Annotated in this window: 28 protein-coding genes; 17 read left to right on the top strand and 11 right to left on the bottom strand. The window is 63.3% G+C overall.

Features of this window, described 5'->3' with window-relative positions; all coding sequences use genetic code 11:
* Positions 1 to 81: 81 nt before the first annotated feature.
* Both JGU71_RS03170 and JGU71_RS03165 read left to right on the top strand, forming a co-directional pair.
* The gene (locus JGU71_RS03170; protein WP_199702844.1) at positions 82 to 1,131 is read left to right on the top strand and encodes a crotonase/enoyl-CoA hydratase family protein; all 1,050 of its coding nucleotides are present in this window, start codon (positions 82 to 84) and stop codon (positions 1,129 to 1,131) included.
* A 1-nt stretch (position 1,132) separates the two neighbouring features.
* Positions 1,133 to 1,894: a crotonase/enoyl-CoA hydratase family protein gene (locus tag JGU71_RS03165; protein ID WP_199701867.1), complete on the top strand. Its 762-nt coding sequence runs from the start codon at positions 1,133 to 1,135 to the stop codon at positions 1,892 to 1,894.
* 12 nt (positions 1,895 to 1,906) lie between these two features.
* Here the strand turns inward: JGU71_RS03165 and JGU71_RS03160 are convergent, their stop codons facing one another.
* Genes JGU71_RS03160 through JGU71_RS03150 form a run of 3 tightly spaced genes read right to left on the bottom strand, consistent with a single transcriptional unit; the run spans position 1,907 to position 4,895 of the window.
* Positions 1,907 to 2,977, bottom strand: coding sequence for an alpha/beta fold hydrolase (locus tag JGU71_RS03160; protein ID WP_199701866.1), 1,071 nt, complete (start codon positions 2,975 to 2,977; stop codon positions 1,907 to 1,909).
* Between the two features lie 47 nt (positions 2,978 to 3,024).
* Positions 3,025 to 3,846 carry an SDR family oxidoreductase gene (locus JGU71_RS03155; RefSeq protein WP_199701864.1) on the bottom strand — a complete coding sequence of 274 codons (822 nt, stop codon included), beginning with the start codon at positions 3,844 to 3,846 and terminating at the stop codon, positions 3,025 to 3,027.
* Between the two features lie 47 nt (positions 3,847 to 3,893).
* Positions 3,894 to 4,895, bottom strand: a complete 1,002-nt coding sequence (locus JGU71_RS03150; RefSeq protein WP_199701862.1) for an SDR family NAD(P)-dependent oxidoreductase — start codon at positions 4,893 to 4,895, stop codon at positions 3,894 to 3,896.
* A 192-nt stretch (positions 4,896 to 5,087) separates the two neighbouring features.
* Here JGU71_RS03150 and JGU71_RS03145 point away from each other — a divergent pair, with 192 nt between their 5' ends.
* Positions 5,088 to 5,693, top strand: coding sequence for a TetR/AcrR family transcriptional regulator (locus tag JGU71_RS03145; protein WP_199701856.1), 606 nt, complete (start codon positions 5,088 to 5,090; stop codon positions 5,691 to 5,693).
* Positions 5,694 to 5,764: 71 nt separating this feature from the next.
* Here the strand turns inward: JGU71_RS03145 and JGU71_RS03140 are convergent, their stop codons facing one another.
* Entirely contained in the window at positions 5,765 to 6,649 is an 885-nt protein-coding gene (locus JGU71_RS03140; RefSeq protein WP_199701855.1) for a sigma-70 family RNA polymerase sigma factor, read from the bottom strand.
* Between the two features lie 110 nt (positions 6,650 to 6,759).
* On the opposite strand from JGU71_RS03140, the gene JGU71_RS03135 reads away from it, so the two are divergent.
* Positions 6,760 to 7,215: a carboxymuconolactone decarboxylase family protein gene (locus JGU71_RS03135; RefSeq protein WP_199702843.1), complete on the top strand. Its 456-nt coding sequence runs from the start codon at positions 6,760 to 6,762 to the stop codon at positions 7,213 to 7,215.
* 118 nt (positions 7,216 to 7,333) lie between these two features.
* On the top strand, positions 7,334 to 7,948 hold the full coding sequence (locus tag JGU71_RS03130; RefSeq protein ID WP_199701854.1) for a hypothetical protein: 615 nt from the start codon (positions 7,334 to 7,336) through the stop codon (positions 7,946 to 7,948).
* 3 nt (positions 7,949 to 7,951) lie between these two features.
* On the opposite strand, the gene JGU71_RS03125 is transcribed toward JGU71_RS03130, so the two are convergent.
* Positions 7,952 to 8,290, bottom strand: coding sequence for a winged helix-turn-helix transcriptional regulator (locus JGU71_RS03125; protein ID WP_199701853.1), 339 nt, complete (start codon positions 8,288 to 8,290; stop codon positions 7,952 to 7,954).
* Between the two features lie 88 nt (positions 8,291 to 8,378).
* Here JGU71_RS03125 and JGU71_RS03120 point away from each other — a divergent pair, with 88 nt between their 5' ends.
* The 4 genes from JGU71_RS03120 (at position 8,379) to JGU71_RS03105 (ending at position 12,465) form a co-directional block, all read left to right on the top strand.
* Positions 8,379 to 9,245: an NAD(P)-dependent oxidoreductase gene (locus JGU71_RS03120; RefSeq protein ID WP_199701851.1), complete on the top strand. Its 867-nt coding sequence runs from the start codon at positions 8,379 to 8,381 to the stop codon at positions 9,243 to 9,245.
* A 111-nt stretch (positions 9,246 to 9,356) separates the two neighbouring features.
* Positions 9,357 to 9,998 carry a TetR/AcrR family transcriptional regulator gene (locus tag JGU71_RS03115; protein WP_199701850.1) on the top strand — a complete coding sequence of 214 codons (642 nt, stop codon included), beginning with the start codon at positions 9,357 to 9,359 and terminating at the stop codon, positions 9,996 to 9,998.
* A 2-nt stretch (positions 9,999 to 10,000) separates the two neighbouring features.
* On the top strand, positions 10,001 to 11,665 hold the full coding sequence (locus JGU71_RS03110) for an FAD-binding dehydrogenase (protein ID WP_199701848.1): 1,665 nt from the start codon (positions 10,001 to 10,003) through the stop codon (positions 11,663 to 11,665).
* Positions 11,662 to 12,465: an SDR family oxidoreductase gene (locus JGU71_RS03105; protein WP_199701846.1), complete on the top strand. Its 804-nt coding sequence runs from the start codon at positions 11,662 to 11,664 to the stop codon at positions 12,463 to 12,465. Before JGU71_RS03110 ends, JGU71_RS03105 begins: the two co-directional genes overlap by 4 nt.
* Positions 12,466 to 12,472: 7 nt before the next feature.
* Here the strand turns inward: JGU71_RS03105 and JGU71_RS03100 are convergent, their stop codons facing one another.
* Positions 12,473 to 13,729 (bottom strand): cytochrome P450, encoded by a 1,257-nt coding sequence (locus JGU71_RS03100; RefSeq protein ID WP_199701844.1) that lies wholly within the window; start codon positions 13,727 to 13,729, stop codon positions 12,473 to 12,475.
* Between the two features lie 190 nt (positions 13,730 to 13,919).
* Between JGU71_RS03100 and JGU71_RS03095 the strand changes: the two genes are divergently transcribed.
* From JGU71_RS03095 to JGU71_RS03085, 3 genes are read left to right on the top strand one after another with little or no spacing between them, the layout of a single operon-like run.
* Entirely contained in the window at positions 13,920 to 14,474 is a 555-nt protein-coding gene (locus tag JGU71_RS03095; protein WP_199701842.1) for a TetR/AcrR family transcriptional regulator, read from the top strand.
* A gap of 2 nt (positions 14,475 to 14,476) precedes the next feature.
* Positions 14,477 to 15,097, top strand: coding sequence for a helix-turn-helix domain-containing protein (locus tag JGU71_RS03090; RefSeq protein WP_199701834.1), 621 nt, complete (start codon positions 14,477 to 14,479; stop codon positions 15,095 to 15,097).
* A gap of 48 nt (positions 15,098 to 15,145) precedes the next feature.
* Complete coding sequence (locus JGU71_RS03085; RefSeq protein WP_199701832.1) at positions 15,146 to 15,727, top strand: TetR/AcrR family transcriptional regulator; 582 nt, start codon at positions 15,146 to 15,148, stop codon at positions 15,725 to 15,727.
* On the opposite strand, the gene JGU71_RS03080 is transcribed toward JGU71_RS03085, so the two are convergent.
* The gene (locus JGU71_RS03080; protein WP_199701830.1) at positions 15,724 to 16,479 is read right to left on the bottom strand and encodes a pirin family protein; all 756 of its coding nucleotides are present in this window, start codon (positions 16,477 to 16,479) and stop codon (positions 15,724 to 15,726) included. The genes JGU71_RS03085 and JGU71_RS03080 overlap by 4 nt on opposite strands.
* Positions 16,480 to 16,546: 67 nt before the next feature.
* Entirely contained in the window at positions 16,547 to 16,966 is a 420-nt protein-coding gene (locus tag JGU71_RS03075) for a DUF732 domain-containing protein (RefSeq protein WP_199701815.1), read from the bottom strand.
* 69 nt (positions 16,967 to 17,035) lie between these two features.
* Here JGU71_RS03075 and JGU71_RS03070 point away from each other — a divergent pair, with 69 nt between their 5' ends.
* Positions 17,036 to 17,533 carry an SRPBCC family protein gene (locus JGU71_RS03070; RefSeq protein WP_199701814.1) on the top strand — a complete coding sequence of 166 codons (498 nt, stop codon included), beginning with the start codon at positions 17,036 to 17,038 and terminating at the stop codon, positions 17,531 to 17,533.
* Here the strand turns inward: JGU71_RS03070 and JGU71_RS03065 are convergent.
* Positions 17,530 to 18,816: an MFS transporter gene (locus JGU71_RS03065; protein ID WP_199701813.1), complete on the bottom strand. Its 1,287-nt coding sequence runs from the start codon at positions 18,814 to 18,816 to the stop codon at positions 17,530 to 17,532. The genes JGU71_RS03070 and JGU71_RS03065 overlap by 4 nt on opposite strands.
* Before the next feature lie 82 nt (positions 18,817 to 18,898).
* Between JGU71_RS03065 and JGU71_RS03060 the strand changes: the two genes are divergently transcribed.
* The gene (locus tag JGU71_RS03060; RefSeq protein ID WP_199701812.1) at positions 18,899 to 20,524 is read left to right on the top strand and encodes an FUSC family protein; all 1,626 of its coding nucleotides are present in this window, start codon (positions 18,899 to 18,901) and stop codon (positions 20,522 to 20,524) included.
* Here JGU71_RS03060 and JGU71_RS03055 read toward each other — a convergent pair.
* Positions 20,489 to 21,376, bottom strand: coding sequence for an EamA family transporter (locus JGU71_RS03055; protein ID WP_372433081.1), 888 nt, complete (start codon positions 21,374 to 21,376; stop codon positions 20,489 to 20,491). The genes JGU71_RS03060 and JGU71_RS03055 overlap by 36 nt on opposite strands.
* Positions 21,377 to 21,459: 83 nt before the next feature.
* Here JGU71_RS03055 and JGU71_RS03050 point away from each other — a divergent pair, with 83 nt between their 5' ends.
* A complete protein-coding gene (locus JGU71_RS03050; protein WP_199701810.1) occupies positions 21,460 to 22,386 on the top strand; it encodes a LysR family transcriptional regulator in 927 nt (308 codons plus the stop codon).
* Here the strand turns inward: JGU71_RS03050 and JGU71_RS03045 are convergent.
* A complete protein-coding gene (locus tag JGU71_RS03045) occupies positions 22,367 to 22,774 on the bottom strand; it encodes a VOC family protein (RefSeq protein WP_199701809.1) in 408 nt (135 codons plus the stop codon). The genes JGU71_RS03050 and JGU71_RS03045 overlap by 20 nt on opposite strands.
* Before the next feature lie 133 nt (positions 22,775 to 22,907).
* Here JGU71_RS03045 and JGU71_RS03040 point away from each other — a divergent pair, with 133 nt between their 5' ends.
* Together JGU71_RS03040 and JGU71_RS03035 are read left to right on the top strand one after the other, a co-directional pair.
* On the top strand, positions 22,908 to 23,984 hold the full coding sequence (locus JGU71_RS03040) for a hypothetical protein (protein ID WP_199701807.1): 1,077 nt from the start codon (positions 22,908 to 22,910) through the stop codon (positions 23,982 to 23,984).
* A complete protein-coding gene (locus tag JGU71_RS03035) occupies positions 23,981 to 25,801 on the top strand; it encodes a hydroxysqualene dehydroxylase (RefSeq protein ID WP_199701805.1) in 1,821 nt (606 codons plus the stop codon). Before JGU71_RS03040 ends, JGU71_RS03035 begins: the two co-directional genes overlap by 4 nt.
* Positions 25,802 to 25,809 lie beyond the last annotated feature (8 nt).

Below are 25,809 nucleotides of genomic sequence, written 5' to 3'. Positions count from 1 at the left end.
AGCTGAATCGCAGTTCACTTCTTAGTGGTCGCCGAGCTGGAGCTCGCGGCCCCACGAAGAACTGCGGCAGTGAGGACAACAGTGCCCGACTACGAGCACCACTCCGGAACGCGTCCAGCGGCATGGCGCGAGGGCATCACCGAAGGCAAGGATTCGCTGTTCACGGACAGAAGCCAGCGTGATCCCGGCACCGAATACCGCACGCTCACCTACGAGGTGACCGATCGCATCGCAAGAATTACGTTCAACCGTCCCGAGCGTGGCAACGCGATCACGGCGGATACCCCGATCGAACTCGCTGCTGCCGTCGAACGCGCCGACCTGGATCCGCGGGTCCACGTGATGGTGCTCTCGGGACGCGGCAAGGGTTTCTGCGGTGGATACGACCTGTCGATCTTCGCAGAGAACAGCGCGGATCCGGAGACGGGTCAGACCTCCACCGAGGGGACTGTCCTCGATCCGATGGTGCAGGCCCGCAACCACAATCCATGGGGAACGTGGGATCCGATGGTCGACTACGCCATGATGAGCCGCTTCAATCGGGGGTTCGCCAGCCTGCTGCACGCAAACAAGCCGACAGTGGCCAAGCTCCACGGTTTCGCCATCGCGGGTGGAACAGACATCGCGCTGTACGCCGACCAGATCATCTGCGCCGACGACACGAAGATCGGCTACCCACCGACTCGGGTGTGGGGCATCCCCGCTGCGGGAATGTGGGCACATCGGCTCGGAGACCAACGCGCTAAACGGTTGCTGTTCACCGGTGACTGTTTGACGGGCAAACAGGCGGAGGAGTGGGGTCTCGCGGTCGAGGCGCCGCCCGCCGACCAACTCGACGAGCGGACCGAGGCACTGCTGGAACGTATTTCGCGAATGCCGATCAACCAGTTGGTGATGGCGAAGCTGGCACTCAACAGCGTGCTGCTGGCGCAGGGCGTCGCGAACTCGGCGATGATCAGCACCGTCTTCGACGGCGTCTCGCGGCACACCCGCGAGGGTTATGCCTTCCAACTACGCTCGGCCACAGTAGGTTTCCGCGAAGCCGTCCGTGAGCGCGACGAGCCCAACGGCGACTGGAAGCGTGCGCAGTTCGAAGCACGTGATGCGACGGAACCGAAAGTCGAGTCCTGACATGGCGACAACAGTGCTGGTCAGCCACGACGGCCCGGTCACGACGATCTCGATCAATCGACCGGAGGTGCGCAATGCGGTCGATCGCGAGACCGCAGAGGCACTCGCAGCGGCTTTCCGGGCGTTCGATGCGGACGAGGACGCCGCCGTCGCAGTCTTTGCCGGTGAGGGTGGAACTTTCTGCGCTGGAGCCGATCTGAAGGCGATCAGTTCGGGTGGCGGCAACCGCTTCGCCCCCGACGGCGACGGGCCGATGGGGCCGACCCGCATGCGGCTCGGCAAGCCGGTGATCGCAGCGATCAATGGCTACGCCGTCGCGGGTGGTCTCGAATTCGCGCTCTGGGCAGACCTGCGAGTCGCCGAAGAGGACGCAGTGCTCGGCGTCTTCTGCCGGCGCTGGGGTGTGCCGCTGATCGATGGCGGCACTGTCCGGTTGCCGCGGTTGATCGGAACCAGCGTCGCGATGGACCTGATTCTCACCGGAAGACCGGTCGATGCAGACGAAGCATTGCGAATCGGACTCATCAATCGCAAGGTTCCGAAGGGCACCGCGCTGGCGGCGGCCCAACAACTCGGGCGCGAGTTGGCCGCGCTTCCTCAGGTCTGTATGCGGCAGGATCGGCTGTCGCTGCTCGAGCAAGACGGACTCGACGAGGACCAGGCCATCCTCAACGAATTACGCCACGGCGCAATCTCTCTCGCAAACGGGACCTTCGAAGGTGCAAGTCGATTCGCGGCAGGCGCAGGGCGCCACGGAACCTAGGCCCGCAGCGCCCTAGACCTCATCGAGGAATTCGTCCAGGTAGGCCCAGGTCGATGTCTGGGCAGCCCTGCCGGTCAGCACACCGAGATGCCCACCGGGGGCAACCCGCGAGCGCACACGTGGTGAACCCGTGAGCAGGTCGACCACCCGGTTGACCGACGCGAGCGGTGCGATGGTGTCTCCCTTTCCTGCCACGACGAGGACCGGCACGGTGACGTCGGCGAGTCGGATGATTCTGCCTGCCGACAGTACGAGTGTGCCGTCCGCCAAATCGTTGTGCCGGAACAGACGTTGATAGATCTGCCCGAACGTGCGTGCCGGGTACGCCGTCATGTTCCGAGTGAATTCGTCGACGGCTTCCATCTGCGCGAGGAAGTCGCGATCGTGCAGGTTGGTGGCGACGGTCAATGGCTTGGTCAGATATCTCGTCACGCTACTGAGCTGGAATGCCCTCTGCACCATGGGCTTCGGTGCGCCGCCGAGCAATCGAGTCAGCTGTGTGAGGATGGCTCCGCCGGTCAGTTTCGCGACCGGAAGCAGTGGCGCCGCCATCGGGACCGCATGGAAATCGACTGGGCTCGCGATCGGCGTTATCGACGCGATCGGCAAGTCCGCGTGCTCGGCTGCCGTCAGCAGACAGAACACACCGCCGAGACTCCAGCTCACGAGATGCACCGGCTGCCCGCCCGCATCGGCACTGACTGCCCGAATCGCTGCGGGAAGGACGTCGTCGATCCAATGCTCCATGCCAAGGCGGCGGTCGTCGAAGGAGATCCGGCCGTAGTCGACGACGTACGTTGCCCGGCCGCCGTCGACGAGGTGCGATACCAGGCTGCACCCGCGTCGCAGATCGAAGCACGTGTCCGCGACAGCGAGCGGTGGGACGAGAAGAACGGGTCCCGATCGCACCTCTGCGGTCGGCTGATACCGATACACAGCACGCTGCGGACCGAGGTCGATCAGTGTGCGCGGGGACCGTCGCAGATCCGCGACCCCGTGGTAGAGCAATTTACTGCCGGCGTTGGCGACTGCGTCGGAGAATCGGTTGGTATCGGTCTGCGGTGCCACGAGTGCGAGAGTCATCTGAAAGTCCCTGCTGCGCTGAGTCGTTCGGTGTTGGGGGCGGAGCTCTACTTGCGTCCGGTGAAGTCGTCCATCGTCTTGTAGATTCCGAGGACGCGACCTGCGACGAAGTCGCGCACGCTTGTCGGCAGCACTTTGAAGGCCTCGCCGAGCATGACGGTCTTGGGCAGGATGACGAAGGGCGAACCCTTCTTCATGTGCTTCCAGGCCTCGTCGACGACGTCCTCGGGCTTCAGGATCGGAAGCAGCGGAGCCGATTTCGCACCCTCGAACATTCCGGTGCTGATGTAGTACGGGCACACTGTGGTCACCTTGACGTGATGGTGACCGGCCTGATCGAGTTCCAGCCGAACGGAATCGGACCACCCGACCGCTGCCCATTTGGATCCGCAGTACGACGCCATGCGGGGGTTGGCCGACAAGCCTGCGGCCGACGCGACGTTGATCAGCCGGGATTCGTTGCCCGAAGCGATCATTGCGGGAAGGAACTCGCGGGCGATGAACATCGGTGCGAGCGAATTGATCTTCATCGTGAACTCGGTGTCGCGGGCGTTGTCCGTTTCCCAGAAGTAGGAATTGCCACGGACGACACCGGCATTGTTGAACACGATGTCGGGGTCGCCGACATCGGCACGCACTGCGGCTGCTGCCTTTTCGATCTGCATACGATCAGCGACGTCGACGACGTAGGTCGTCACGCTGCCGCCGGCTCCGCGAAGACCGGCTGCGGTCTCCTCGAGGGCGGATTCGTTGATGTCCCACAGGATCACTTCGGCGGCGCGTTCCTTGACCGCGAGTTGGGCGTACATCTTGCCCATTCCCATGGCCGCACCGGTGATCAGGACCTTCTTGCCTGCAACGTTCTTCATTGTCTTCTCTTTCGGTTCGGGTATTCGGAATGCTGGAAGAGTTCTGGTCACCAGTGGATGCCCGGCAGCAACCGGACCATCCGCTTTGCGCCACGGGACAGCGGCTGATCGGTCAGTGCAATCGACGCCTTGGCGATTGCCTTCGTTCGGCTACTCGGCTTGCCGGCTTCGTCGGAGATCGGTGTAACACCCTGAGCGGCATGCGAATCCGGGAAGACGTCGTAGGCCTTGTTGAGGATTCGGTCGACCACGCCGGGGACAAGTGTGTAGGTGAGCTCGCCGAGCGTGCCGATCGGTGTTCCGATTTCCTTGGGGCGCTTGACGAGTGCGCGCAGCACCATTTCGCCTGCCTCGTCGGGGGAGAGTGTCGGGAACGCGTCGTACATGGATGTCGGTGCGATCATCGGAGTGCGGACGAGGGGCATATGGATGGTGGTGAAGGTGACACCGTCGCCGTGGACCTCGCTCGCCGCGACGCGGCTGAATGCGTCGAGTGCAGACTTGGATGCAACGTAGGCGGCGAAGCGGGGTGTGTTGGTCTGCACGCCGATCGACGAGATGTTGACGATGTGGCCGAAGCCGTGTCGGCGCATGTGGGGGAGCAGTTCCATGATCAATCGAACTGCGCCGAAGTAGTTGAGTGCCATGGTGCGTTCGAAGTCGTGGAAGCGGTCGTGGGACAGCGCAAGAGACCGTCGAATCGAGCGTCCTGCGTTGTTGACGAGCATGTCGATCGACTCGTGCTCTGCAACGAGAGTGGCGACGAGGTTGGTGACCGATTCTGCGTCGGTGACGTCGCAGCTGTAGACGAAGGCGGTTCCACCCGCTGCTTCGATGGTCTCCTTGACCTCGGTCAGCTTGTCGAGGCTGCGGGCGACGAGGATCGGCGTGCCGCCGGCCTCGGCGATCTGGATTGCTGCTGCCGCTCCGATGCCGGACGACGCACCGGTGATGACGACCCGTCGGTTCGCCAGCGGCTTCGAGTCGGTGCCGACGATGTCGCGAACGATGGGGAGGTCGGCGATTGCGGAGAGGGTTTCGACGATCACTGTGTTGCTCCTGGCTGGCGTGGTGGACGAGCGGTGAGAGGTGGATCACGTTGCTGTTGGTACTGTGACGTACCGCCTGAAAAGAATGATGGTACGTCGGAGTACCACCTGGCAAGTGGTTGTGGCGCTTGTCTCAAAGCGCAGGTCAGCCTGCGGTACGCTGAGGTACCAGCGATACGGATCGGAGCATGCATGAGCGAGGTCGACGACGCAGGTGGTGCGCGCGGAGCACGTATGCGATTGGTCGACGCGATGGCAGCGGTCGTCGCGGAGAAGGGCTACCCGGCGACGACCATTGCTGACATCGTTGCTCGCGCACGTGTCTCCAGGCGCACCTTCTACGAGGAGTTCGCAGACAAGGCAGCCTGCCTACTCGCCTGTCACGAGATGCTCGGCCAGTACATGCTGGAATCGATGTCGAGTGTGGAGGTCGGCACTTCGCCGCCGGAGGAGTTCGTTCGAGAGTCGGTAGGTGCTCTGCTAAGTACCCTCGCTGCGCACCCTGACCTTACCTACGCCTACTTTGCTGCCATGCGTTCCGCCGGTCTGACAACGTCTCCCGCACGGCGCGCGGTGCAGAGCAACGTCGCCGCCCAGCTGCAACACCTCGCCGCCCAAGCCAAACAGGTCGACGACCGGATTCAGGTACCGACGCCGATGATGGCAGCAGCCGTGGTCGCGGGAATCGGAGAGCTGATCATTCGGTCGGTAGAACAGCGAGCAGGCGACCTCGATGCGATCGCGCCGACCGTCGTCGACTTCGTGTCGGCGGTCTTGATGCCGCTACACAGGTCGTAGTGCTGCTACGCAGGTCGTGAGTCCTTTCGGAGGGCGGGGGCGCCGAAAGGACGCACGAGCCGCGGAGCGGCCTACTCGTCCAAGACCGCGATCTCGTACTCGGCGAAGCGCTTCGGGTCCGTGACGACTTCGATCCCGGAGATCTTCCCAGCGGCGAATTCGTAGACGAATACAACGAGCAGGCGACCACCGGGCGCGACGACGACCCCGACCCCACCGTTGACGAGCGCGATTGCTGTGACACTCGCGCGCGAGGTGAACGTGAGCGCACGACGAACCACGGCCAGCGCGCCTCGGACTTCGCGTGCCGTGTCCGTTGCACTGGCAGCGGTATCGGCGCGTAGAACGACATCGGGGTCCAGCAACGAAAGCAGCGCGTCGAAGTCGCCGCCGCGAGCAGCAGAGAGATAGGCGTCGACAACCTGTCGCTGCCTCGCTAAGTCGAAGTCCGGCACCGACCGTGTGCCTCGTACTCGCCTGCGTGCGCGACTTGCCAACTGCCGAGCGGAGGCCGGAGTCCGCTCGATGATCTCGGCAATGTCGTCGAACGACACCGCGAACATGTCGTGCAGGACGAAAGCGAGCCGTTCGGCCGGACCCAAGGTGTCGAGGACGACGAGCATCGCGAGCCCGACGGAGTCTGCCAGCGCAGCTTCCTCCGCTGGATCGACGCTCGCCGGGCGATCACCTCGAGGCACCGACGGATGAGCGTCGACGAGTACCTCGGCGCGAGATTTGCTGGCGCGGAGCAGGTTCAGCGAAACTCGCGCGACAATCGTCGTCAGCCAGCCCGCGATGTTCTCGACGCCGCTACTGCCTGCCGCGCTGGCTCGGATCCAGGCCTCTTGCACCGCATCGTCGGCTTCGGCAACCGAACCGAGCGTGCGGTAGGCGACCATCCGAAGGTGCGGTCGGTGCTCCTCGAACTGGGCTGCCAGAAAATCGTTGTGGTTCATCTGTCACATTCCTTCGTCGCCGCGTGTCGTAACAGTGACCGTTCAAAATCACGCGTTGCCGACACGGTAACGAAACCACTTGAAAGAGAACCACTATGAATGCGACGACAATGCAAGCACGCATGAGAAACCCGGTCAACGTACTGCCTGACGCGCTGCAGCCGATTCGTACCCTCCTGCAGGCAACGCGGCAGGGCGGCGTCGCCGAAACAACTCTGGAATTGGTCCACCTTCGGGTGAGTCAGATCAATGGGTGCAGTGCCTGCGTCGACGCCGGGTCCAAATCGGCTCAGAAGGCGGGGGAGACGACAGAACGCCTGTTGGCAGTTTCCGCGTGGCGGGAGTCGCCGCACTTCGACGACGCGGAGCGGGCAGCGCTGGCCATGGCTGAAGCCGCGACCCGCCTCGCCGACCGTGGCGATGCCGTCACCGACGACATCTGGGACGCGGCCGCCGATCACTACGACGAAGCCCAGTTGGCTGCGATCGTTCTTATGATCGGGGTGACCAACATGTTCAACCGTCGCAACGCAACGACACGGCAGATCGCGGGCTCTGCGTGGTAGGGCTCGCACTCTGTTCCGACCAACGGTCCGGCGCTGACCTGCGCCGATGACCTGCATGTTTGCCTTCGACCGGGCTGTGGGTATCTACAGATACGCAGGTCCGGTCGAAGGAGACTCAATGGGAGCAATCTCAGCCGCGGATTTCGCGACGAACATGCTCGCCGCCGCAGCATCGCCGGACCGAGTCGGTGTCATGGTCGCGCAGTTGATCGGTGACTCGTTCGACACGGGGAGCATTCGGGTGGGACCGGCTGGTCTCGGCACCGCGCAAGCGGTCGGCGTTGTCGGCCAGGTGGTCGCGAGTCACTGCGACGACCCGGATTGGGATATCGAAGTTCTTGTTCCTGTTGCGATTCACGCTCGAGTGGACGCCGGAATCAGGGTCGTCGCCTACGACGTCGATCTTGCTGTGCGTGCCCGGATAAGGCTCGTTTTGGAGCCGCCGTGCTCGGTTCTGATCGACCTGAAAGAGCTCTGTGCCGACGATGTCCTTTCTACGATCGATCCGTGCGGGATGCCGTCACGCCTGATCGGCTGGATGCGCAACATCACCGCTGTCGTAGACGATTACGTGGTGACCTTCATCAACGAACTACTGCAACGGGATGACATCGTCGCGATGCGGCGGATCGATGTTGCCGAACTCCTCGACCGCGCCTGGGAATCCGGCGCGTTCGTGAGTGGTCCCTTACGCCCGGCCTCCGGCGAATCCGACATTCCTGTCGCGATCTGAGTTCTACGAGTGCGCACGCGCGGCGGCGAGGCGCGACATGTTCTCTTCACCCCAGCGACCAAGGTCCGACATCGCTCGGTCGAGAGCAATGCCTGACTCGGTCAGCGAGTAGACCACCTTGGGTGGTACTTGTGAGTGCACCTCGCGGTGGACGACTCCATCGCGTTCGAGTTCGCGCAATTGTTGGGTGAGAACACGTTCGGTGACCCCGTCGAGTTCTCGGCGCAGTTCGCCGAAACGTCGGGGTTCGACGCTCAGCGCCCACAGGATCAGCGCTTTCCATTTGCCTCCTACGACGTCGATCGCCGCGTCGAGACCGCACAGGTAGTCGGGGCAAGGCACGGTGAGCTCCTCACTATCGAATATGTAAGTACCTTACAAAATAGTGGGTACTTGCGGTGGTGTGTGCGGACTCAGCAGGCTTGTACGTATGACACAACAACACAATCCAGTATCCGTCGCAGTCGTCGGTCTCGGTCCGATGGGTGCCGCGTTGGCACGAACGCTGCTCGACGCCGGTCTGCGAGTTACGGTGTGGAATCGCACGGCCGAGGCAGCGAAAGTCCTCGCTTCACTCGGCGCTTCGGTCGCGCGAACGCCGGCCGAGGCGATCAACGGCGTCGACCTCGTTCTTGTTTGTCTGCGCGACCATGCCGCGGTGCGTGAAGTCCTCGACGGGGTATGCACGGTCACGGCCGTTGTGAACTTCTCGTCGGCAACGCCTGATCAAGCGCGAGCGACCGCCGAGTGGGCGCGTGCTGTCGGATTCGACAATTACGTCACCGCCGCGATCATGGTGCCGGTTCCGCTGATCGGTGATCGTGAGTCGCTGATTTTGTACTCCGGAAACGAAGCCGCTTACCGCCGTCATCGCGCGACCCTCGACCACGTTGCTGGTGCGGGCGATTTCCTCGGCACGGACCACGGCCTCGCTCCGTCGTTCGACGTGGGCATGCTCGAGGTGTTCTTCGCGGGGCTGACCAGTTTCGTTCATGCGGCTGCGGTCATGAAGCATTCCGGCGTTGCTGCGCAACGGTTTCTGCCGTATGCGCTCAGCGCGCTGTCGATCGTGCCTGCGTCGCTGGAAGGTGTTGCGCGAGATATCGATACGTCGACCTACCCCGGCGACGAGGACCGCGTCGCCATGGATCTCGCTGCGCTCGAACACATCGTCGAGGCCGGTCGCGCTGCCGGTCTGGACACCAGCCTCGCCGAGTCGATGCGCAATCTTGGAGCACGGAGTGTCGACGCCGGAGACGGCGACCTCGGCTGGTCGAGCGTGTTCGAACATCTGTAGGCCGCAAGCGGCTCGTGCGTCTTTTCGGCGCGCCCACCCTCCGAAAAGACGCACGACCCCTTCCGATACGCAGATGTATCCGATACGGTGATGTATCGAGGAAGGGGTGGGATGACGACCGACATCGAACCTCGCAGCGCCGCCAAACGGGTGACCAAGCGGCGTGGTGAGACCCGTCAGCGACTGCTCGACGCTGCCTTCGAGGTATTCGCCGAGGAAGGTTTCGGGCGGTCGACCGTCGAGCAGATCTGCGAGCGTGCCGGCTTCACCCGAGGCGCGTTCTATTCGAACTTCGAGGCATTGGACGAGTTGTTTCTCGCCATGTGGGAGCAGCGATCTACCCGGCTCGTCGCCGATGTGGAAGCGATACTCGCGCAAGAAGACCTGAACGAACTCGGCGACGTTCGGGATGTGGTCGAACGTCTGCTCGGCGCCGTCCCCGTCGACGACGGCTGGTACCGGATCACTGCGGAGTTCACGGCGCACGCGTTGCGAAATCCGGCGCTGCGACAGGTGATGGCGGGTCGAGAAGACGTGATCGTTGCGACCCTCACTCCCATCCTCACCGATCTGTTGGACCGAGCAGGTCGCACGGTTCCCGATCGCCTCGCGCTCGGGCAAGCCCTAGTCGCAGTCCACGACGGCACCAGCATTCAATGCCTGCTCGAACCCGATAATCCTGCGGTCCGCGCTCGCCGCGTGGACCTCTTCACGCACGTCGTCATCGCCTACAGCACTCGAATCGAAGGATGAACATGACCGATCAGCCGGACGTCATCGTCGTCGGCGCAGGCCTCGCCGGCCTCGTCGCGACCCACGAACTTGTCAAAGCTGGACGGAAGGTGCTGATCGTCGAGCAGGAAAATCGCAACAACCTCGGCGGGCAGGCGTTCTGGTCGCTCGGCGGGCTGTTCATGGTCGACAGTCCCGAGCAACGCCGGCTCGGTATCAAGGACTCGAAAGAGCTTGCGCTGCAGGACTGGATGGGCTCGGCAGCCTTCGACCGTGACCGCGAGGATCATTGGGGCAAGCAGTGGGCCAAGGCCTACGTCGAGTTCGCGGCAACAGAAAAGCGGCAGTACCTGCACGATCTCGGACTTCGAATTACTCCGATCCTCGGGTGGGCCGAACGAGGCGGCGGCGCGGCGGACGGCCACGGCAACTCTGTACCGCGTTTTCACCTGACGTGGGGGACGGGTCCCGAGGTGGTGCGGGTCTTCGCAGAACCTGTGCTCGAAGGCGAGAAGGCCGGGCTGGTCACGTTTGCCTTCAGGCATCAGGTCGACGAACTGATCGTCGAGAACGACGCAGTCGTCGGTGTTCGTGGCACCGTCCTGGAGCCGAGCGATCTCGAACGCGGCAAGGCGTCGTCGCGAGAGGCGGTCGGCGAGTTCGACCTTCGCGCCAAGGCGGTTGTCGTCACGTCGGGCGGTATCGGCCACAATTTCGATCTGGTGCGCAAGAACTGGCCGACCGAACGTCTCGGCAAGTGCCCGGAAACGATGATCGCGGGGGTACCTGCTCACGTCGACGGTCGGATGCTTGCCATCTCCGAATCCGCTGGTGGCTCCATCGTGAACCGCGACCGGATGTGGCACTACACCGAAGGCATCAACAACTGGGACCCGATCTGGCCCAAGCATGCGATTCGCATCATTCCGGGACCGTCGTCGCTGTGGTTCGACGCCACCGGAAAGCGTTTGGCCGCACCCAACTTCCCAGGATTCAACAACAACGCGACACTGAAGGAAATTCTTGCGACCGGGTACGACTACTCGTGGTTCGTCCTGACTCAGTCGATCATCGAGAAAGAGTTCGCGCTGTCGGGCTCCGAGCAGAATCCGGACATCACGAACAAGGACCTCAAGCTCACCCTGAAGAGTCGGGTGGCAAAGGGTGCGCCGGGTCCCGTCGAGGCGTTCAAGGACAAGGGTGAGGATTTCGTTGTCGCCGACAATCTCGCCGACCTCGTCGCGGGAATGAACAAGATCGCTCGCGGGCCGCAACTCGACCTCGAGGTCATCGAACGCCAGATCGTCGCTCGCGATAGAGAAGTCACGAACAAGTTCTCCAAGGATCTGCAATTGATGGCGGTCAACAACGCACGTCAGTACCTGGGGGACAAGGTCGCGCGCACCGCAAAACCACACAAGATTCTCGACCCCGCGCACGGGCCGTTGATCGCAGTGCGACTGAACATCCTGAGCCGTAAGACACTTGGTGGTCTGGAGACCAATCTCGATTCGCAGGTTATGCACCCCGACGGTTCTGCCTTCGACGGACTGTATGCCGCAGGTGAGGTCGCAGGGTTCGGCGGTGGCGGGGTGCACGGCTACAACGCTCTAGAGGGCACGTTCCTCGGTGGTTGCATCTTCTCGGGCCGCGCGGCCGGGCTCGCGCTGGCGAAGAAGCTCGCATGACGCGTACAGCCCTGGTCACCGGTGCCTCGTCGGGGATCGGAAAAGCAACGGCCGCAGCACTTTCAGCACGCGGCTACCGCGTGATCGGGACAAGCCGGAATCCGACGAACATTCCCGACGCCGACCGTCTCGACGGCGTCGACTACCGCGCACTCGACCTCACCGACGCGGCGTCGATCGAACGTTTCGTCGCCGAACTCGGTGAGGTGGATGTTCTCGTCAACAACGCGGGGGAGAGTCAGTCAGGTCCGATCGAGGAGCTTCCTGCCGATGCGATCGAGCGCATCTTCGCTCTGAACGTGTTCGGTCCGGTGCAACTGCTGCAACAGGTCCTCCCCGGAATGCGCGAACGTGGATACGGCCGTGTCGTGATGGTCGGATCGATGCTTGCGAGCTTCCCGCTGGCGTATCGGTCGTCCTACGTCTCGACAAAAGCTGCGATCAAAGGGTTCGCCGAGGCGGCGCGGTTCGAGGTGTCGCCCTTCGGAGTGTGGATCACGACGGTCGAGCCGGGTTCGATCAACACCGGTATCAGCGAACGACGCACCAAGTACATCGGCGACAATTCGCCTTACCGCGAGGACTTCCACACCGCGATAGGGCGACTCGACGACAACGAGTCGAAAGGTATTGCGGCCGAAAAGGTTGCGAACACGATTGTCGCGGCGATAACGGCCGAGAAGCCGAAGCCGTTGTATGCGGTCGGCAGTCGTTCGCCGCTTGTGTTCGCGCTCAAACGAATTGCGCCGCGGACGTTCGTCGAGAAGATGATCGCCCGCGCGCACGGGTTGAGCAGATAGCTACTCGTCACGCTTGCGGCGACGTGGTCAACTCGAGTCGGACGTGTCGCCGAACGAAGATGCTCGGCAGCCAGCTCGCGTGACTCGGTTCGGCGATACCGAAATAGCTTGTACGCGTGAGAAGTTCGTCGAGCACCACCCGCGCTTCCAGCAGTGCGAGTGCTGCTCCGACACAAAAGTGCACGCCGGCACCGAAAGCCAGGTGTCCACGTGGGCGCGGACGGTCCAGCACCACCGCGTCAGGGTCGGCGAATTGGCTACTGTCACGATTCGCCGACCCCCACAGCAACATCAGATGGCTTCCGGCGGGGAGTCGAACGTCTCCGATTGTCGTATCGGCGACGACATGGCGGTGATGGCCGCGAAAAGGCGATTCGAGTCGCAACGACTCCTCGAGAAACGGCACCAACGCCGCCCGGTTGGCTCGGATCTGTTGTTGCAGAGCCGGATCGGTGGCCAACAGTCGAACTGCGTTGCCGAGCAAACCCGCCGTCGATTCGCCGCCCGCGCCGACAAGCTGGACGAGCATCAGGACGGCTGCATCGTGATCGAGATTGCCCGCCGAACATTCTCGCGCAAGATCACCGACGAGGTCGTCCCCGGGCTCGTCGCATGCGCGCTCGAAGTGCGCATGCAAATAGTCGGCTAGTTCGGCAGCCGCCGTCACAACCGCAACAAACCGTCCTTCGTCGAGGACGCCGCCGAGAAGTTCCGTGCTGGCATAACCCCATTCGACGAGCTTCGGCACGTCCTCGCCGGGTAGCCCGAGCAGGAGGTCGACCATCGTCATCGGGAGTCGGTCGGCGATCGCGGCCATCCACTCGATTCGATCGCCGGTCAGGTGTTCGTCGAACAGGTCTCGGGCCACCGCAAGTATCGACGGCTCCAACGCGCGCACCCGTTTGGCCACAAGTGTGGGCAGCACAAGCTTGCGCTGGTCACGGTGAACGGCGTCGTCGGCGGTAGCCAGTACGTGGACGGCTCTACCGGCACCGTCGAGATCGAAGGTGGTCGGCGCTGCACTGGGTCGCTGCACCAGAACGCCGGTGAGGTGGGACGAGAAGTCGGCGACTCGTTGCGTCGCCTCGAGGACCAGATCCCACGTCGACACGAGATAGAAGTCCGAGCCGGGAACACGAAAGACAGGTGCGCGACGACGCAGCTCGCCGAAAAGTGGGTAGGGATCGTCGATCGCCGCGGCGGCGAACACGTCGAGTTGGGCGCCTCCCACTACGTCGCTGAGAGATACGTGGCTTGTCGGCATTTCCCAAGCATGTGGTGGACAGGAACGGCCGGTCAAGCATTCGCAAATATTGAGAAGTGCCTGTTCAGAGGCCGCAGACGCTTGTCTCAGCGCGACACGCCGACCTGCGAACACGTTGTAGCATGAACTCGATATTGTCTCGAGGTGAGAATAATGGAACGTCGGTATCACCTCTAGGAAAGCGGGCTCAGTGGCGCAGCAGGACTGGCTGGTCGGCGACAACAGACGAAGGCTCGCCGTGCGTCGCATCATCGACGGAGCAGCCGACCTCATTGCACGCGACGGTATCGATGCCGTCGATATCGATGTCATCGCCGAATCGGTCGGCTGCTCGCGCGCGACGGTCTACCGCTACGTCGGTGGAAAGTCAGCACTTGCCGACGCTGTGCTCGCCGACGCGGGTGCACGAATTGCCGAGGACGTGGCACGACAGGTAAAGCCGCTCGACGGAGCCGAGCGGGTCGTCGTGGCAATGACGGCGTCGTTGGCGGCCGTGCGTTCCGATCGTGTCGCCGGGCAGATGATCGACCGGATCACGCCGAAAACCGTGACCCGGACGCTGATCGGATCGCCTGAGCTGACGAGCATCGCGAAAGAATTGACAGGGGTGGCGAACGACCCGCTGGCCGCGCAATGGATCGTTCGCGTGGTGCTTTCGTTTCTGTTCTGGCCCGCCGCGGACGACGCGATCGAACGTCGGATCATCGAGCGGTTCGTCGCCGATTCGTTCCGCACGGAGGCCTGAAGATGACAGACGACGCAACCCTCGACCAGGTCCTCGGTGCGGTCGGGCCACGCCTGCGGGCGCTCAGGCAAGAACGTGGTGCGACGTTGGCGCAACTGGCCGAGACAACTGGAATCTCGTCGAGTACGTTGTCGCGCTTGGAGTCCGGCCAACGGCGACCGACCCTAGAGTTGTTGTTGCTCCTCGCTTCGGCTCATCAGGTTCCGCTGGATCGATTGGTCGACGCACCGGCGACGGGCGACCCGCGGCTGCACTTGAAACCCTTCGAGCGAGGTGGGATGACGTTTATCCCTCTCACGAAGCGGCCGGGTGGGGTCCAGGCGTTCAAGCAGATCCTGCCGCCCCGCAATTTCGATCGGGAGCCCGAACCGAAGGTGCACGAGGGGTACGAGTGGATGTATGTCCTTTCGGGACGAATTCGGCTGGTTCTCGGTGCGCGGGACTTCGTGCTGTCGGCCGGTGAAGTTGCCGAGTTCGACACGCGGGTGCCGCACTGGTTCGGCAATCCGGGGCCCGGTCCGGCGGAGTTGCTCAGCTTGTACGGTCCGCAGGGGGAGCGGATGCATGTGCGGGCGCAGCCAACGACCGCACGGCCCGAACCGCCGAACCCCAGGGTAGACTGATTGGTCCACGTGTATTCGCGGCAGCACGACTCGAGTGGAGGTAGGTAGATGGTCGACGGACCTCGCGAGCGGCTGATCAACAGTGCAATACACCTTGTGCGACGAAACGGGCTGGCAGGTACCGGAATTGCGGAGTTGCTCGAACACAGCAAGACCGCGCGACGGTCGATCTACATGCATTTTCCCCGCGGCAAGGACGAGCTGATCGAGACGTCGACCCGTGCCGCAGGCACGTTGATGAGTGCGACGATCGCGCGGCTCACAGCCTCCGACGATCCGGCGCAGAGCATCGAAGCCTTCGTCCGGATGTGGCGGTCGATCCTCGCCGACAGCGATTTCACCGCGGGTTGCCCTGTCGTTGCAGCAGCTCTGGGTGGGTCCGAGGCGCAGTCCGCGCCGGCTGCAGCCGCTGCTGTTTTTCGGGACTGGGAGCGGCTGATTTCCGCCCAACTCGTTCGACTCGGTGTGCCGACGGCGCGGGCGGATTCGCTTGCGACGATGACGATCGGCTCGGTGGAGGGCGCGATCGTGCTCGCGATCGCGTCGCGTTCCATGCAACCGCTCGAGCGCACCCAACTGCATCTGACCGAACTCGTCGAACACGATGTCCAGGTAGCTGCCGCGCGCTAATGCGCAGCGGCGGAATGCATCTCCCAGATCAGAAGTTCGCTCGGCTCGGTCGCGGTCACACGGTGGCCGCCGGTCGCGGTGAGTCGAACAGCGTCGCCTGCGTTGATGTCGCCGACGTCTTCGAACGTTGCCGCGCCATCGGCGAGGTAGACATGTCCGAAGGGCGCGTCGGGGATCTGCACGGACTGGCCCGGCCCCAGGCGTGCAACGTGTAGAGCGGCATCGCGATTTCCGATCCGGATCGCTGACGTGTCCCGGTGCGCAGCCATGCCGGAGGCGAGAGTGAACATCGTCGAGTTTGTGAGGTCGGCGGTCACATCGAGTTCTTCGTAACTCGGCGCGCCTCCTGCTTCGCTCGGCGGCACCCACATCTGCACCACCCGCAGGGGAGTGCGCTCACTGCGGGTTGCGCCGTTTCGCTCCGAGTGCAGAAGTCCTGTCCCCGCACTCATCCGTTGCGCAAGACCGGGGTGGATCATGCCGGAGTTACCCATCGAATCCTGATGCACAACAGTGCCTTCGAGGACCCACGTGATGATTTCCATGTCGCGATGCTGGTGGGTGTCGAACCCTTCGCCCGCATCGACAGTGTCATCGTTGTGGATCAGCAACAGGCCGTGGGCGTTCGCGGCGAGATCGAAGTTTCCGGTGGCAGGAAACGACTGCTTCGAATCGAGCCACTCGTTCCACCAGTGACCGCGACTCGCGCTCGGTACGAGCATTGCGTTCGATGCGGTCGGTTCGGATCCCATGGTGCTTGAAACTTCTACTACTTCCGACGTATTCCCGACTGCGTGCGGGGAACGAACTCGTGAGGTGCTAGTTGCCGACCTTGTCCGCATTCTCGGGGCATAGCAGCTTCGCAGCGACGACAACTGCCTTACCCGACTCCTCTGGCGTCCACAACTGCTCTTCGATGCCGAATCTCGTTGCGGCTTCCGCCGATTCACCACCGGTGAGCGCCTTGCAGATCCGTTGCCCGGTACCGACCGCCGATTCTTCGTTGCGTACCGGCACACCGTACGGACCCAGCGCCGCGACGAATGCCGCTTCAGGCTCGACACCCTCGACCGGAGTGAGTTCCGGGAGCGTCGACGTTGCCGGCGGGGCCGATGTGGCAGATCCGGCGACCGATGCGACCGTCGAGGTCGCCTCCCTTGCTGCTGAATCGTTGTCGGATCCGCACCCGACGACAGTTACGGCGAGGACGGCGACGGTGCACAGAATTGTTCGGACCACGACAGCCATCTTGCCATTGCGGCCGTGACGGACGAGTCCACGGCTCCACAATGCGTGCAGTATGGGCAGGTGACTACCGAACGCATCGAGGTCCAACGCGCAATCTCGGCATCGCCGTCGACGATCTTCGGATTGCTGTGCGAACCTGCCGGCCACGTCGCGATCGACGCGTCCGGAATGTTGATGTCGGCAGAGGGCGCACGGGTCGCCGCAGTCGGTGACACCTTCGTCGTGCACATGGACCGCGAGGCGCTCAACGACTATCCACTCGGTTTGTACGACGTGACGGTGACGATCGAGACGTTCGTGGAAAACCGTGACATCTCCTGGACGATCATCGGCGCGATCAAGCCGCCGATCGGGCACCGCTACGGCTACCGGATCGAGCCGATCGGAGACACCGAGGATGCCGCAGCGTCGATGGTCACGTCCTACTACGACTGGTCGACCATCGACCCGTACTGGCGTGAACGCGCGATCTTTCCGGTGCTGTCGGAGAACGCATTACGGTCGACGCTCGGAATCCTCGCCCGCACGGTTGCACCGGGCCTGCCGCGACCCGTCTAGGCCTTCTGCGGCAGGTCGAGATCGCGCAGCGCGGGTAACGCGAAGCACACCAACGAAATCACGACGACAGGTATCGCCAGCGCGAAAAACGTCGGTCTGATGCCGAACGCATCGATCAGCGGTCCAGCAGCCAGGTAGCCGAGGGGTCCGGCCGCGTATGCGGACGACGTCATGACGCCGACGACACGTCCGCGCATATGTTCCGGACTCAACGTCTGCATTGCGTAGTTCGCGATCGGCCCGACCGGACCGAACACCAGCCCGATGAGAAACGCGAGCGTGAGCGTCAACCAGATCGGTGGCAGAAATGCCATGCCGACCATGCAGATTCCGAGACCGCCGACGGCGAGCAGCATCAACGTCCGTCGCTTGGCGACGGCAGCCAGCGCGCCGTAGGCGAGTGCGCCGATGACACCGCCGACACTCATCGCTGCCAACACCCAACCGAGATGTGCAGGCTTACCGAGTTCGGTGAAGTACGCGGGATACAACACCCCTTCGACCGGCATGTAGAGCGCAACGAGTGCCATGTCCACCAGGGCGATGGTCCGCAGCAGCCGACTGCGCCACACGAACTTCACACCTTCCAAGGTTCCCGACCAGATGGACGTCGGACGCGTCTCGGGGTCGGGCTTGCCCGATCCGTCGAGCCGAAGCAGCGCAATGGTTGCGATCGACAGAGCGAAGCAACCGGCCGTCACCCACAGCGTGTCGACGGCACCGGTGATCGCGATCAACATTCCGCCGACACCGGGACCGATGAGGTAGGCCGTGCTGTATGTCGCCTCGTAGACACTGTTGGACCGGTCGAGGCTCCAGCCGGCTTCGGCCGCGGCGGCGGGAAGCATCGATTCGCGGGCTGCGATTCCCGCGGGATCGAAGACCGCACCGATTGCCGCAAGCAGCGCAATCAGGGGCACGGAGAGCCCGACCGTCGCGGCAAGGATGGGAATTGCGGCAACGGAAACGGCAGACAGCGAATCCGACACCAACGACGTCAGTCGCCGCCCGAAGCGGTCGATGACCGTGCCGGAGAACAAACTCGCCAGCAACAGCGGCAATGTCGCTGCGCCAGCGACGATTCCGGCATCGGTGGCTCGACCCGTCTGCTCGAGGACGAGCCAGGGCAACGCGACGATGGTGATGCCGTTGCCGGTCGCGGACAACAGTGCTGCGAGATTGACGAGGACTAGTGGAGTGCGCCGGCGAGTGATCGTCGCCGTGTCGGTGGTCACGGGGAGCCTTCTGTGGTCGAGAATGATTGCTGACGAAGCTACCGCCATGCGTCGAGCCGTGTCGACACATTTCACGGTCGCGGCGGTGCTCGAGATGCCGCACCGACGACCCTCCGGGAGGTAGGCACAGGTGAGCGTTCTGCAGTCGGTGTTCGGCCGCTGGAGCGCGGGAATACGAGCCTCGATCGCCTTCGGGCTTCCCGCCGTCATCGCGGTAGCCATGGGGTTTCCACACCAGGCGTTGATCATCTTCTGTGGAGCCTTCGCCGTGCTCTACGGCGAAGGGCAGCCCTACCGTGCTCGTGCAGGCAGAGTGCTCAGCGCCGGAGCAACCATTCTCGTCGCGGTCGGTCTCGGAGCTCTTGCCGGCGACGTGGTCGGTGGCACTGCGTTTGCCGACGACGTGACGTCCGTCCAGCTCGTCGAGGTCGTGGTGCTGACGGCAGTCGCGGTATTCGGCACGTATGTCAACGACGCAGGCCAGTTGGGTCCACCTGGCTCGTTCTTCTTCGTTCTCGTCTGTTCGATCGGCATCGGTCTGTCGAGTGCCGGTGTCTCGACGGCATCGATCCTGGTATGCACCGCTATCGGCGTCGGATCCTCGCTTGTCGTGTCGATGGCCGGCGTCGTTCGTGACCCCCGCAAACCGGAGCGCACAGCGGTCCTTCGTGCCGTGGAACTGATCGACGCGTACGTCGAGTCGGTTGCAGCCGACCGAGGTGACGACGGGGATCGGAGTGCGGCTGCCGCGGCGCTCTGGAATGCGTGGGCAATGGTGCACGCAGCCGGACTTCCCACCCGTGACCCCGAATCCGAGTTGCTCGCAACGCTGCAGCGTGCGCATCGCGCTTTTGCCGGAGCAGTCGGATCGGTTAGTTCCGGTGACAGTGTCGAGACCGCAACGATGTTGCGGTACACCTACGTTCCTTTCGGGCCGCCGGGCATCGGCTATCGGCTGCGGCGCTCGCTTACACCCGATTCGCATGCTGTCAGCACCGCCGTACGTGTCGGCATTGCGTGTGTGCTCGGCGGCGGGATCAGCATTGCCGTCGGTCTGGACCGTCCGGATTGGGCGATCATTTCCGCGGTCCTTGTGCTGCATCAGGGCCTCGATCGCATGCAGGGCACCGCTCGTGGGTTTCATCGTTTCGCGGGCACGGTCATCGGCCTCGGCCTGTTCGCGGCGTTGCATCAGCTGGCGCTGACCGGGTACGCCTTCGTCGCGCTGTTGATGTTGCTGCAGTTCTCGATCGAACTGCTCGTCGTCAACCGCTACTGGCTGGCGGTCGTGTTCATCACGCCGGTCGCTCTCCTTGTCGGCGGCGCAAGCCATCCCGACGCACCTGTCGGTCCGATAGTTCTGGATCGGCTGGTCGAGACGGTCGTCGGAGTCGTCGTGGCGCTGCTCGCGATGTGGGCCGTGTTGCGCCACGCGCACAGAGCGACTTTCGAGTGGACCGACGGGCGCGTCGTAAACACTGCGGCCGCACTCCTGGACACGCTCGCTGTCGCGGCCGTCGACGGCATCGCGCTCGCACAGCGCCGCGACCTGCAGTACGAACTGATCGAATCGGCCAAGAGCGGTGCCGATGTCGTCCGCACCGAAAGTGGCTGGGCGCAACAGCACTGGCGCGAGCACAGCGCGATCCAGGACTTGGGGTACGAACTTCTCGCCGACTGTTGGTCGGTCCAAGCAGGCGGGAAATTGGCTGGTGTCGACCTATGGAAAGAGCGGTTCCAACCCTTCGTTGCGTGAGTTTTTGCCAGGTGTTTGGCGTTCCATCGACGTATTCGCCTGTTGGGCACCGATTCCCGCGGAGATGACAAGAACGATCCCGGCGATTTGAAGTGGGTTCGGTATCTGAGTGAGGATCGCGAGTCCCAGCACCGTTGCAATGCCAGGCTCGAGTGCCATAAGTGTTCCGAATGCAGCGATGGGCATCCGTCGCAGCGCGAGCAGTTCGAGCGTGAACGGCAACAGCGGGACGAGGATGGCCAGGCCGAGACTTTGCGCTGCCAGTGTGGGAGTCAAGCCGCCGACCGCGTTCGCGATACCGAACGGGGCGATGACTACGGCGCCGACCGACAGCGAGATCGCGAGGCCGCCGAAGCCGTCGAGTTGGGACCCGACCCGGTGGGTCAGCATGATGTAGGAACCCCAGCCGACGGCGGCGGCGAGGGCGAAGAGTAGGCCCACGACATCGAGTTCGCCGAGCCACGGCTGGGTCAAACCGACGACGCCGACCAGTCCGAGTGCGGGCCAGATCAACGCCAATCGCCGATGGCTCCTGATCGCGGCGACGCCGAGTGGACCGAGGAACTCGATCGCAACGGCTGTGCCGAGTGGGATTCGTGCGATCGCTTCCATGAACATCAGCGTCATCAGGCCGGTCGCGGTTCCGAGTAGCAGAGTGCTGAGCAGGGTGCGGCGCGGGATCGATCGAATGGCCGGACGAGTGATCGCCATCAGCAGCGCAGCGGCGATCGACAGTCGCAACCAAGCCGCGCCCGCGGGAGTGAGGGCGTCGAAGAGGTGCGTGCTCAACGCCGCTCCCAATTGAATGGCGAGCATCGCAGACACGGCGAGGGCGGGCGCGGGAATCTTCACCTGACCCATTCAAAGGATCAGCGCTGTCCGCGTCCAGCGCATGTTTGGAACAATATTGTTCACAAAAGGTGGATGATTGGCTGGTGGACCTGGAAAAGCTGCGAGCACTGGTCGAGTTGTCACGTCTGGGCACAATGTCGGCCGTTGCGGATGCGACGGGCTACGGCACCTCGGCGGTCAGTCAGCAGCTTGCCGGTCTGGAACGCCAACTCGGAGTCGATCTGCTCGAGGCCCATGGTCGTCGAGTACGCCTGACGCCCGCGGGACGACGACTCGCAGCGCACGGCAAGACCATTCTCGCGGCAGTAACCGCAGCACAGCTCGATTTGGCCGAACAGGCCGCACCGAGCGGAGTCGTCCGTGTTGCGGCCTATGGAACAGCGATGCGGCGACATCTGATCCCGGCGCTCGCCGAGATCGCCGACCGATACCCGACTATGAGTCTCGAGCTACAGGAGTACGAACCGCCGGAGACGCTGACGCTTCTGGACGACGATGGGATAGATGTCGGCTTCGTCTACGACTACACACTCGTGCCACGCGTCTGGCGACATCCGCACACCTTGCTCTCGACGAGTCGAGTCGTTCTTGCGGTACCCGCCGATGCAAAGGTGGCCGACCGTATATCCGAATCGTCCGATCTCGACGTCTTCCGGGACACACCCTGGATCGCCAACTCTCGGGACACCGGCGACGACGAGCTCGCGGCGCGGCTGTGCGCGCTCGCTGGATGGGCACCGGACATCCGACATCGGGCCGACGACCTCGACCTGGTCGCCGATCTGGTCCTGGCCGGACAGGGCGTCAGCGTGCTCCCCGCCGAATCGCAGGAAGCGAAACGGGTACGAACAGTCGCGCTGGAACTGGGGAACGTCGAGCGCCGAATGTGGAGTGTGACGCGAGCAGGCACACAGACGTGGCGTGCTGCGACCGCGCTGATCGAGCTGGTTCGCTCACACGTCGTGTCGCAATATCCAGCGGATGTTCCACTCAACCCTGAGGCGAGCTGATGTTCACGAGCCAGCCGATGCCGAATCTGTCGATCAGCGAGCCGAATTCGTCGCCCCACATCTGCTTCTCGAGCGGGACGGTGACCGTGGCGCCATCGCCGAGTGCGTCCCAGTATCCGCGCAACTCGGCAGCATCTTCGCCGCTGAGGCTGATCGTGATGTTGGTTCCGGGGTTGTGTTCCATGCCGGGCGGCGTGTCCGAAGCCATGAGTGTGAAGCCGTTGTCGGCTTCGAGCATTCCGTGCATGATGCCTTCGGTACCGTCGGGAGCGCCGAAGTCGGCAAAGCTGTTCATGACCAAACTGCCGCCGAAGACCGACTTGTAGAACTCCAGAGCCTCCTTGGCATTGCCCGCAAAACTGATGTACGGATTGAGTCGAGAAACCACGATCTGCTCCTTCGATGGTGAGCTGCGTCGGTTGGACACTAACGCGACGTACCGACATTTCGGACGCGATCGCAGCTCCGAGCGCCTGCCTGTTTTCAGCACGTCCAGCACGGCTGCGTGCAAAGATCACCGCGTGCCGTCAACGAGTCTTCGGTTGGTAGTCGTCGTTGCAAGCGTGCTTGTGTTCCTGGCGAATGCTGCTGCTGCACCGGCAGCCCCGTTTCCACCGGCAACGCCCAATCTGTCGAACGATCTGACGGTGAATCCGTCGGCGAAGATTGCAGAGCCGTCCGACGATGTCGCGCATCCGGGAGTCTGGACGGAATGGTGGTACGTACACCTGATGGACCCGGCGTCCATGCGACAGATCGTCGTCGCAATCTTCAATGCACCCGTACCGATGGTCGGCGGGGTCTTCATGTACCCGGACGGTGCCGAGCCGATCTCGTTGGCGAACGGACTGCCGTCCTTCTCGTTTCCACACACTGGCGCTGTGCTCGATGGACTGCCGGGCGTACGGACCAACCTCGGAGCGCTGAACTTCGACGTCGCGGCAGGTGCCTATCACCTCGCTCTGACCGCGCCGTTCGACATCGACGTCTGGCTCGACGGCAATCCACTTCCCGGTGCGACAGGTCGCATCGATCTGAAGAACGCAGGTGAGTGGATGGGATGGACGTCCCCGGTCGCGACGAGTACAGCGCGGGGCAGCTTCGGATTGCCGGGTGCCGGCCGCGTCGATGTGACGGGCTGGCGGGGCTACCACGATCACAACTGGGGCAACTTCACGATGATCGACCAGGCCGCCGACGGCTGGGAATGGGCCGTATCGCACGAACCCGATGGCGGGGCAGCGCTTTTGGGTGGCCTCGTTCGTCGCGGTGGTGAATGGACCGGCTCGATCACCGATGTCAGACCGTCAGGAACCCGCGTGTGTTCGTCGAGCATTCTCGAGGTGTCCGAGTGGACCGATCGCCCCGACTTTCTGCACGGGTCCACGTTCTCGGTCCCTGGCAAAGTCACTGCTACGTGCGGGCCGAACGAGCCACATCAATTTTCGAAGACCTTCTACGTGACCGACCCGATCGTCGCCGACGCAGGAATCCTTGCCCTGACGCTCGAGGCTCCGTATCACACGGTCCCAGGCTCGTTCGGCATGCTCGAGCACGTCCGGAGCTTGCTCGCACGCATCGAACAGTCCCAACGTTGACGGACAGTTCGCGCCTGTCTCGGCGTGCGTTCGTCGGGGGAGTCGCGGCGTTGGGTGCTGCGACGTTGTTGCCGCAGGCTGACGCCGCACCGATGAGATCGTCCGGAAAGCGGGTCGCCGTGTTCGGCGGCGGGATGTCGGGGCTCACTGCCGCACACGAACTCGTCGAGCGTGGATTTCGGGTCGACGTCTTCGACAGTCGTGACCGGTTGGGCGGCAAAGCCCGAAGTTTCGGCGTCCCAGGCTCGCGAGCAGGCGGACCCGCCGAGTTGCCTGCCGAGCACGGCTTCCGATTCTTCCCCGGCTTCTATCGCAACGTTCCCGAGTCGATGAGGCGGATCCCGCTGCCCGGCGGTGGTTCCGTCGTCGACAATCTGCGTGGGCTCGATGAACTTGCAGGTAAAGACGGTTTCGGTGGCGCTCTCTCGCTCGGTACAGGCCAGTCCTCGGCGGGGTTCGTTCCGCTGAACTTCCGAAAACTCGCGCCGGTCGATCCCGGCAGATTGACCGACCTGACCTATCTCGCGGAGTCGTTCACACAGGCTTTTCGTATCGTGCTCGGCATCCCGTTGGATCGCTATCCGCTCGAGATGGCCGACTTCACCCGATGTGTGCTGGTGTACCTGACAAGTTGCCTCGAGCGACGCCAGTCGCAGTGGGATTCGGTGTCGTGGTGGAACTTTCTCGACGCGGACAACAAGAGCGCGTTCTTTCGTAATGCCGTTGTCAAGGCAACGACGATGGACCTGGTCGCCGTGAAGCCGGAGGTGTGCAGCGTCTATTCCGCGGGCAACATCGTCGAGGCTTTCCTGTGGAATGTGTTGGCGCCCAGACCTGGTCCGGACGATGCGTTTGCCTTGCGCTTTCTCGACGGCCCGACGTCGGAGTCGTGGATCGACCCGTGGACCGCCCTGCTGGCGGAGAGGGGAGTGCGGTTCCACCACGGACACGCGTTACGGTCGTTGACGACAGCCGACGGCGCAATCGGCGGCGCAACCGTCGTCGATCGGTCAGGCGCAGCGACGAATGTCGATGCGGACCATTATATTTCGGCAATACCACTCGATCGGGCGAAGGCCATGCTTCGCACTGCCGAGTTGCTCGCGCTCGACCCGACCCTCGACGGCATCGCCGACCTGCGTGACGACTGGATGAACGGTATGCAGATCTATCTGCGCCGACCCCTCGACGTCGTCCGCGGAATCGTCGGGACCCTGGACCATCCGTGGACGTTGAGCGCAGTCACCCAGTCCACGCTGTGGACCCGCTCGATACCTCGATCGTTCGGCGACGGCTCGGTCAACGAGGTTGTGTCCGTCGATATTTCGACCTGGGACGCAGCCGGAACGACCGCTGTTCGGAAGCCGGCACGGGAGTGCACACGGGAGGAAGTCTTCACCGAAGTCTGGGAAACCTTGAAGGTGCGGTTCGCGGCGCTCGATCCTGCGATGAGGGACGACAACGTGCACTCCTGGTTCCTCGACCCTGCAATATCGTGGCGTGACGGCACCGTGCGAAACGACGAACCGCTGTCGGTTTTCACTGTCGACACTCGGAGCAAGCGCCCGAAGGGGCCGACCGCGATCCGCAACCTATTCGTGTGCGGCGACTGGACGCAGACCAACGCCAACGTCGGCTGTATGGAAGGTGCCAACGAGTCGGGTCGCATTGCGGCCCAGGCAGTTCTCGATGCGGAGTCCAGCAATGCGGAGAGGGTGACCAGATTCGACTACTACGTCCCATCGGCGATGAACGCCGCGCAGGAGTTGGACGCGCAGCGTTTCGCGCAAGGACAGCCGAACTTGCTCGACCTCTGATCTCCGGG

Source organism: Antrihabitans stalagmiti, from assembly GCF_016482825.1.
Taxonomy (GTDB): domain Bacteria; phylum Actinomycetota; class Actinomycetes; order Mycobacteriales; family Mycobacteriaceae; genus Antrihabitans; species Antrihabitans stalagmiti.
The sequence above is the reverse complement of the archived record's forward strand: the minus strand, read 5'-3'. Positions and strand labels throughout refer to the sequence as shown.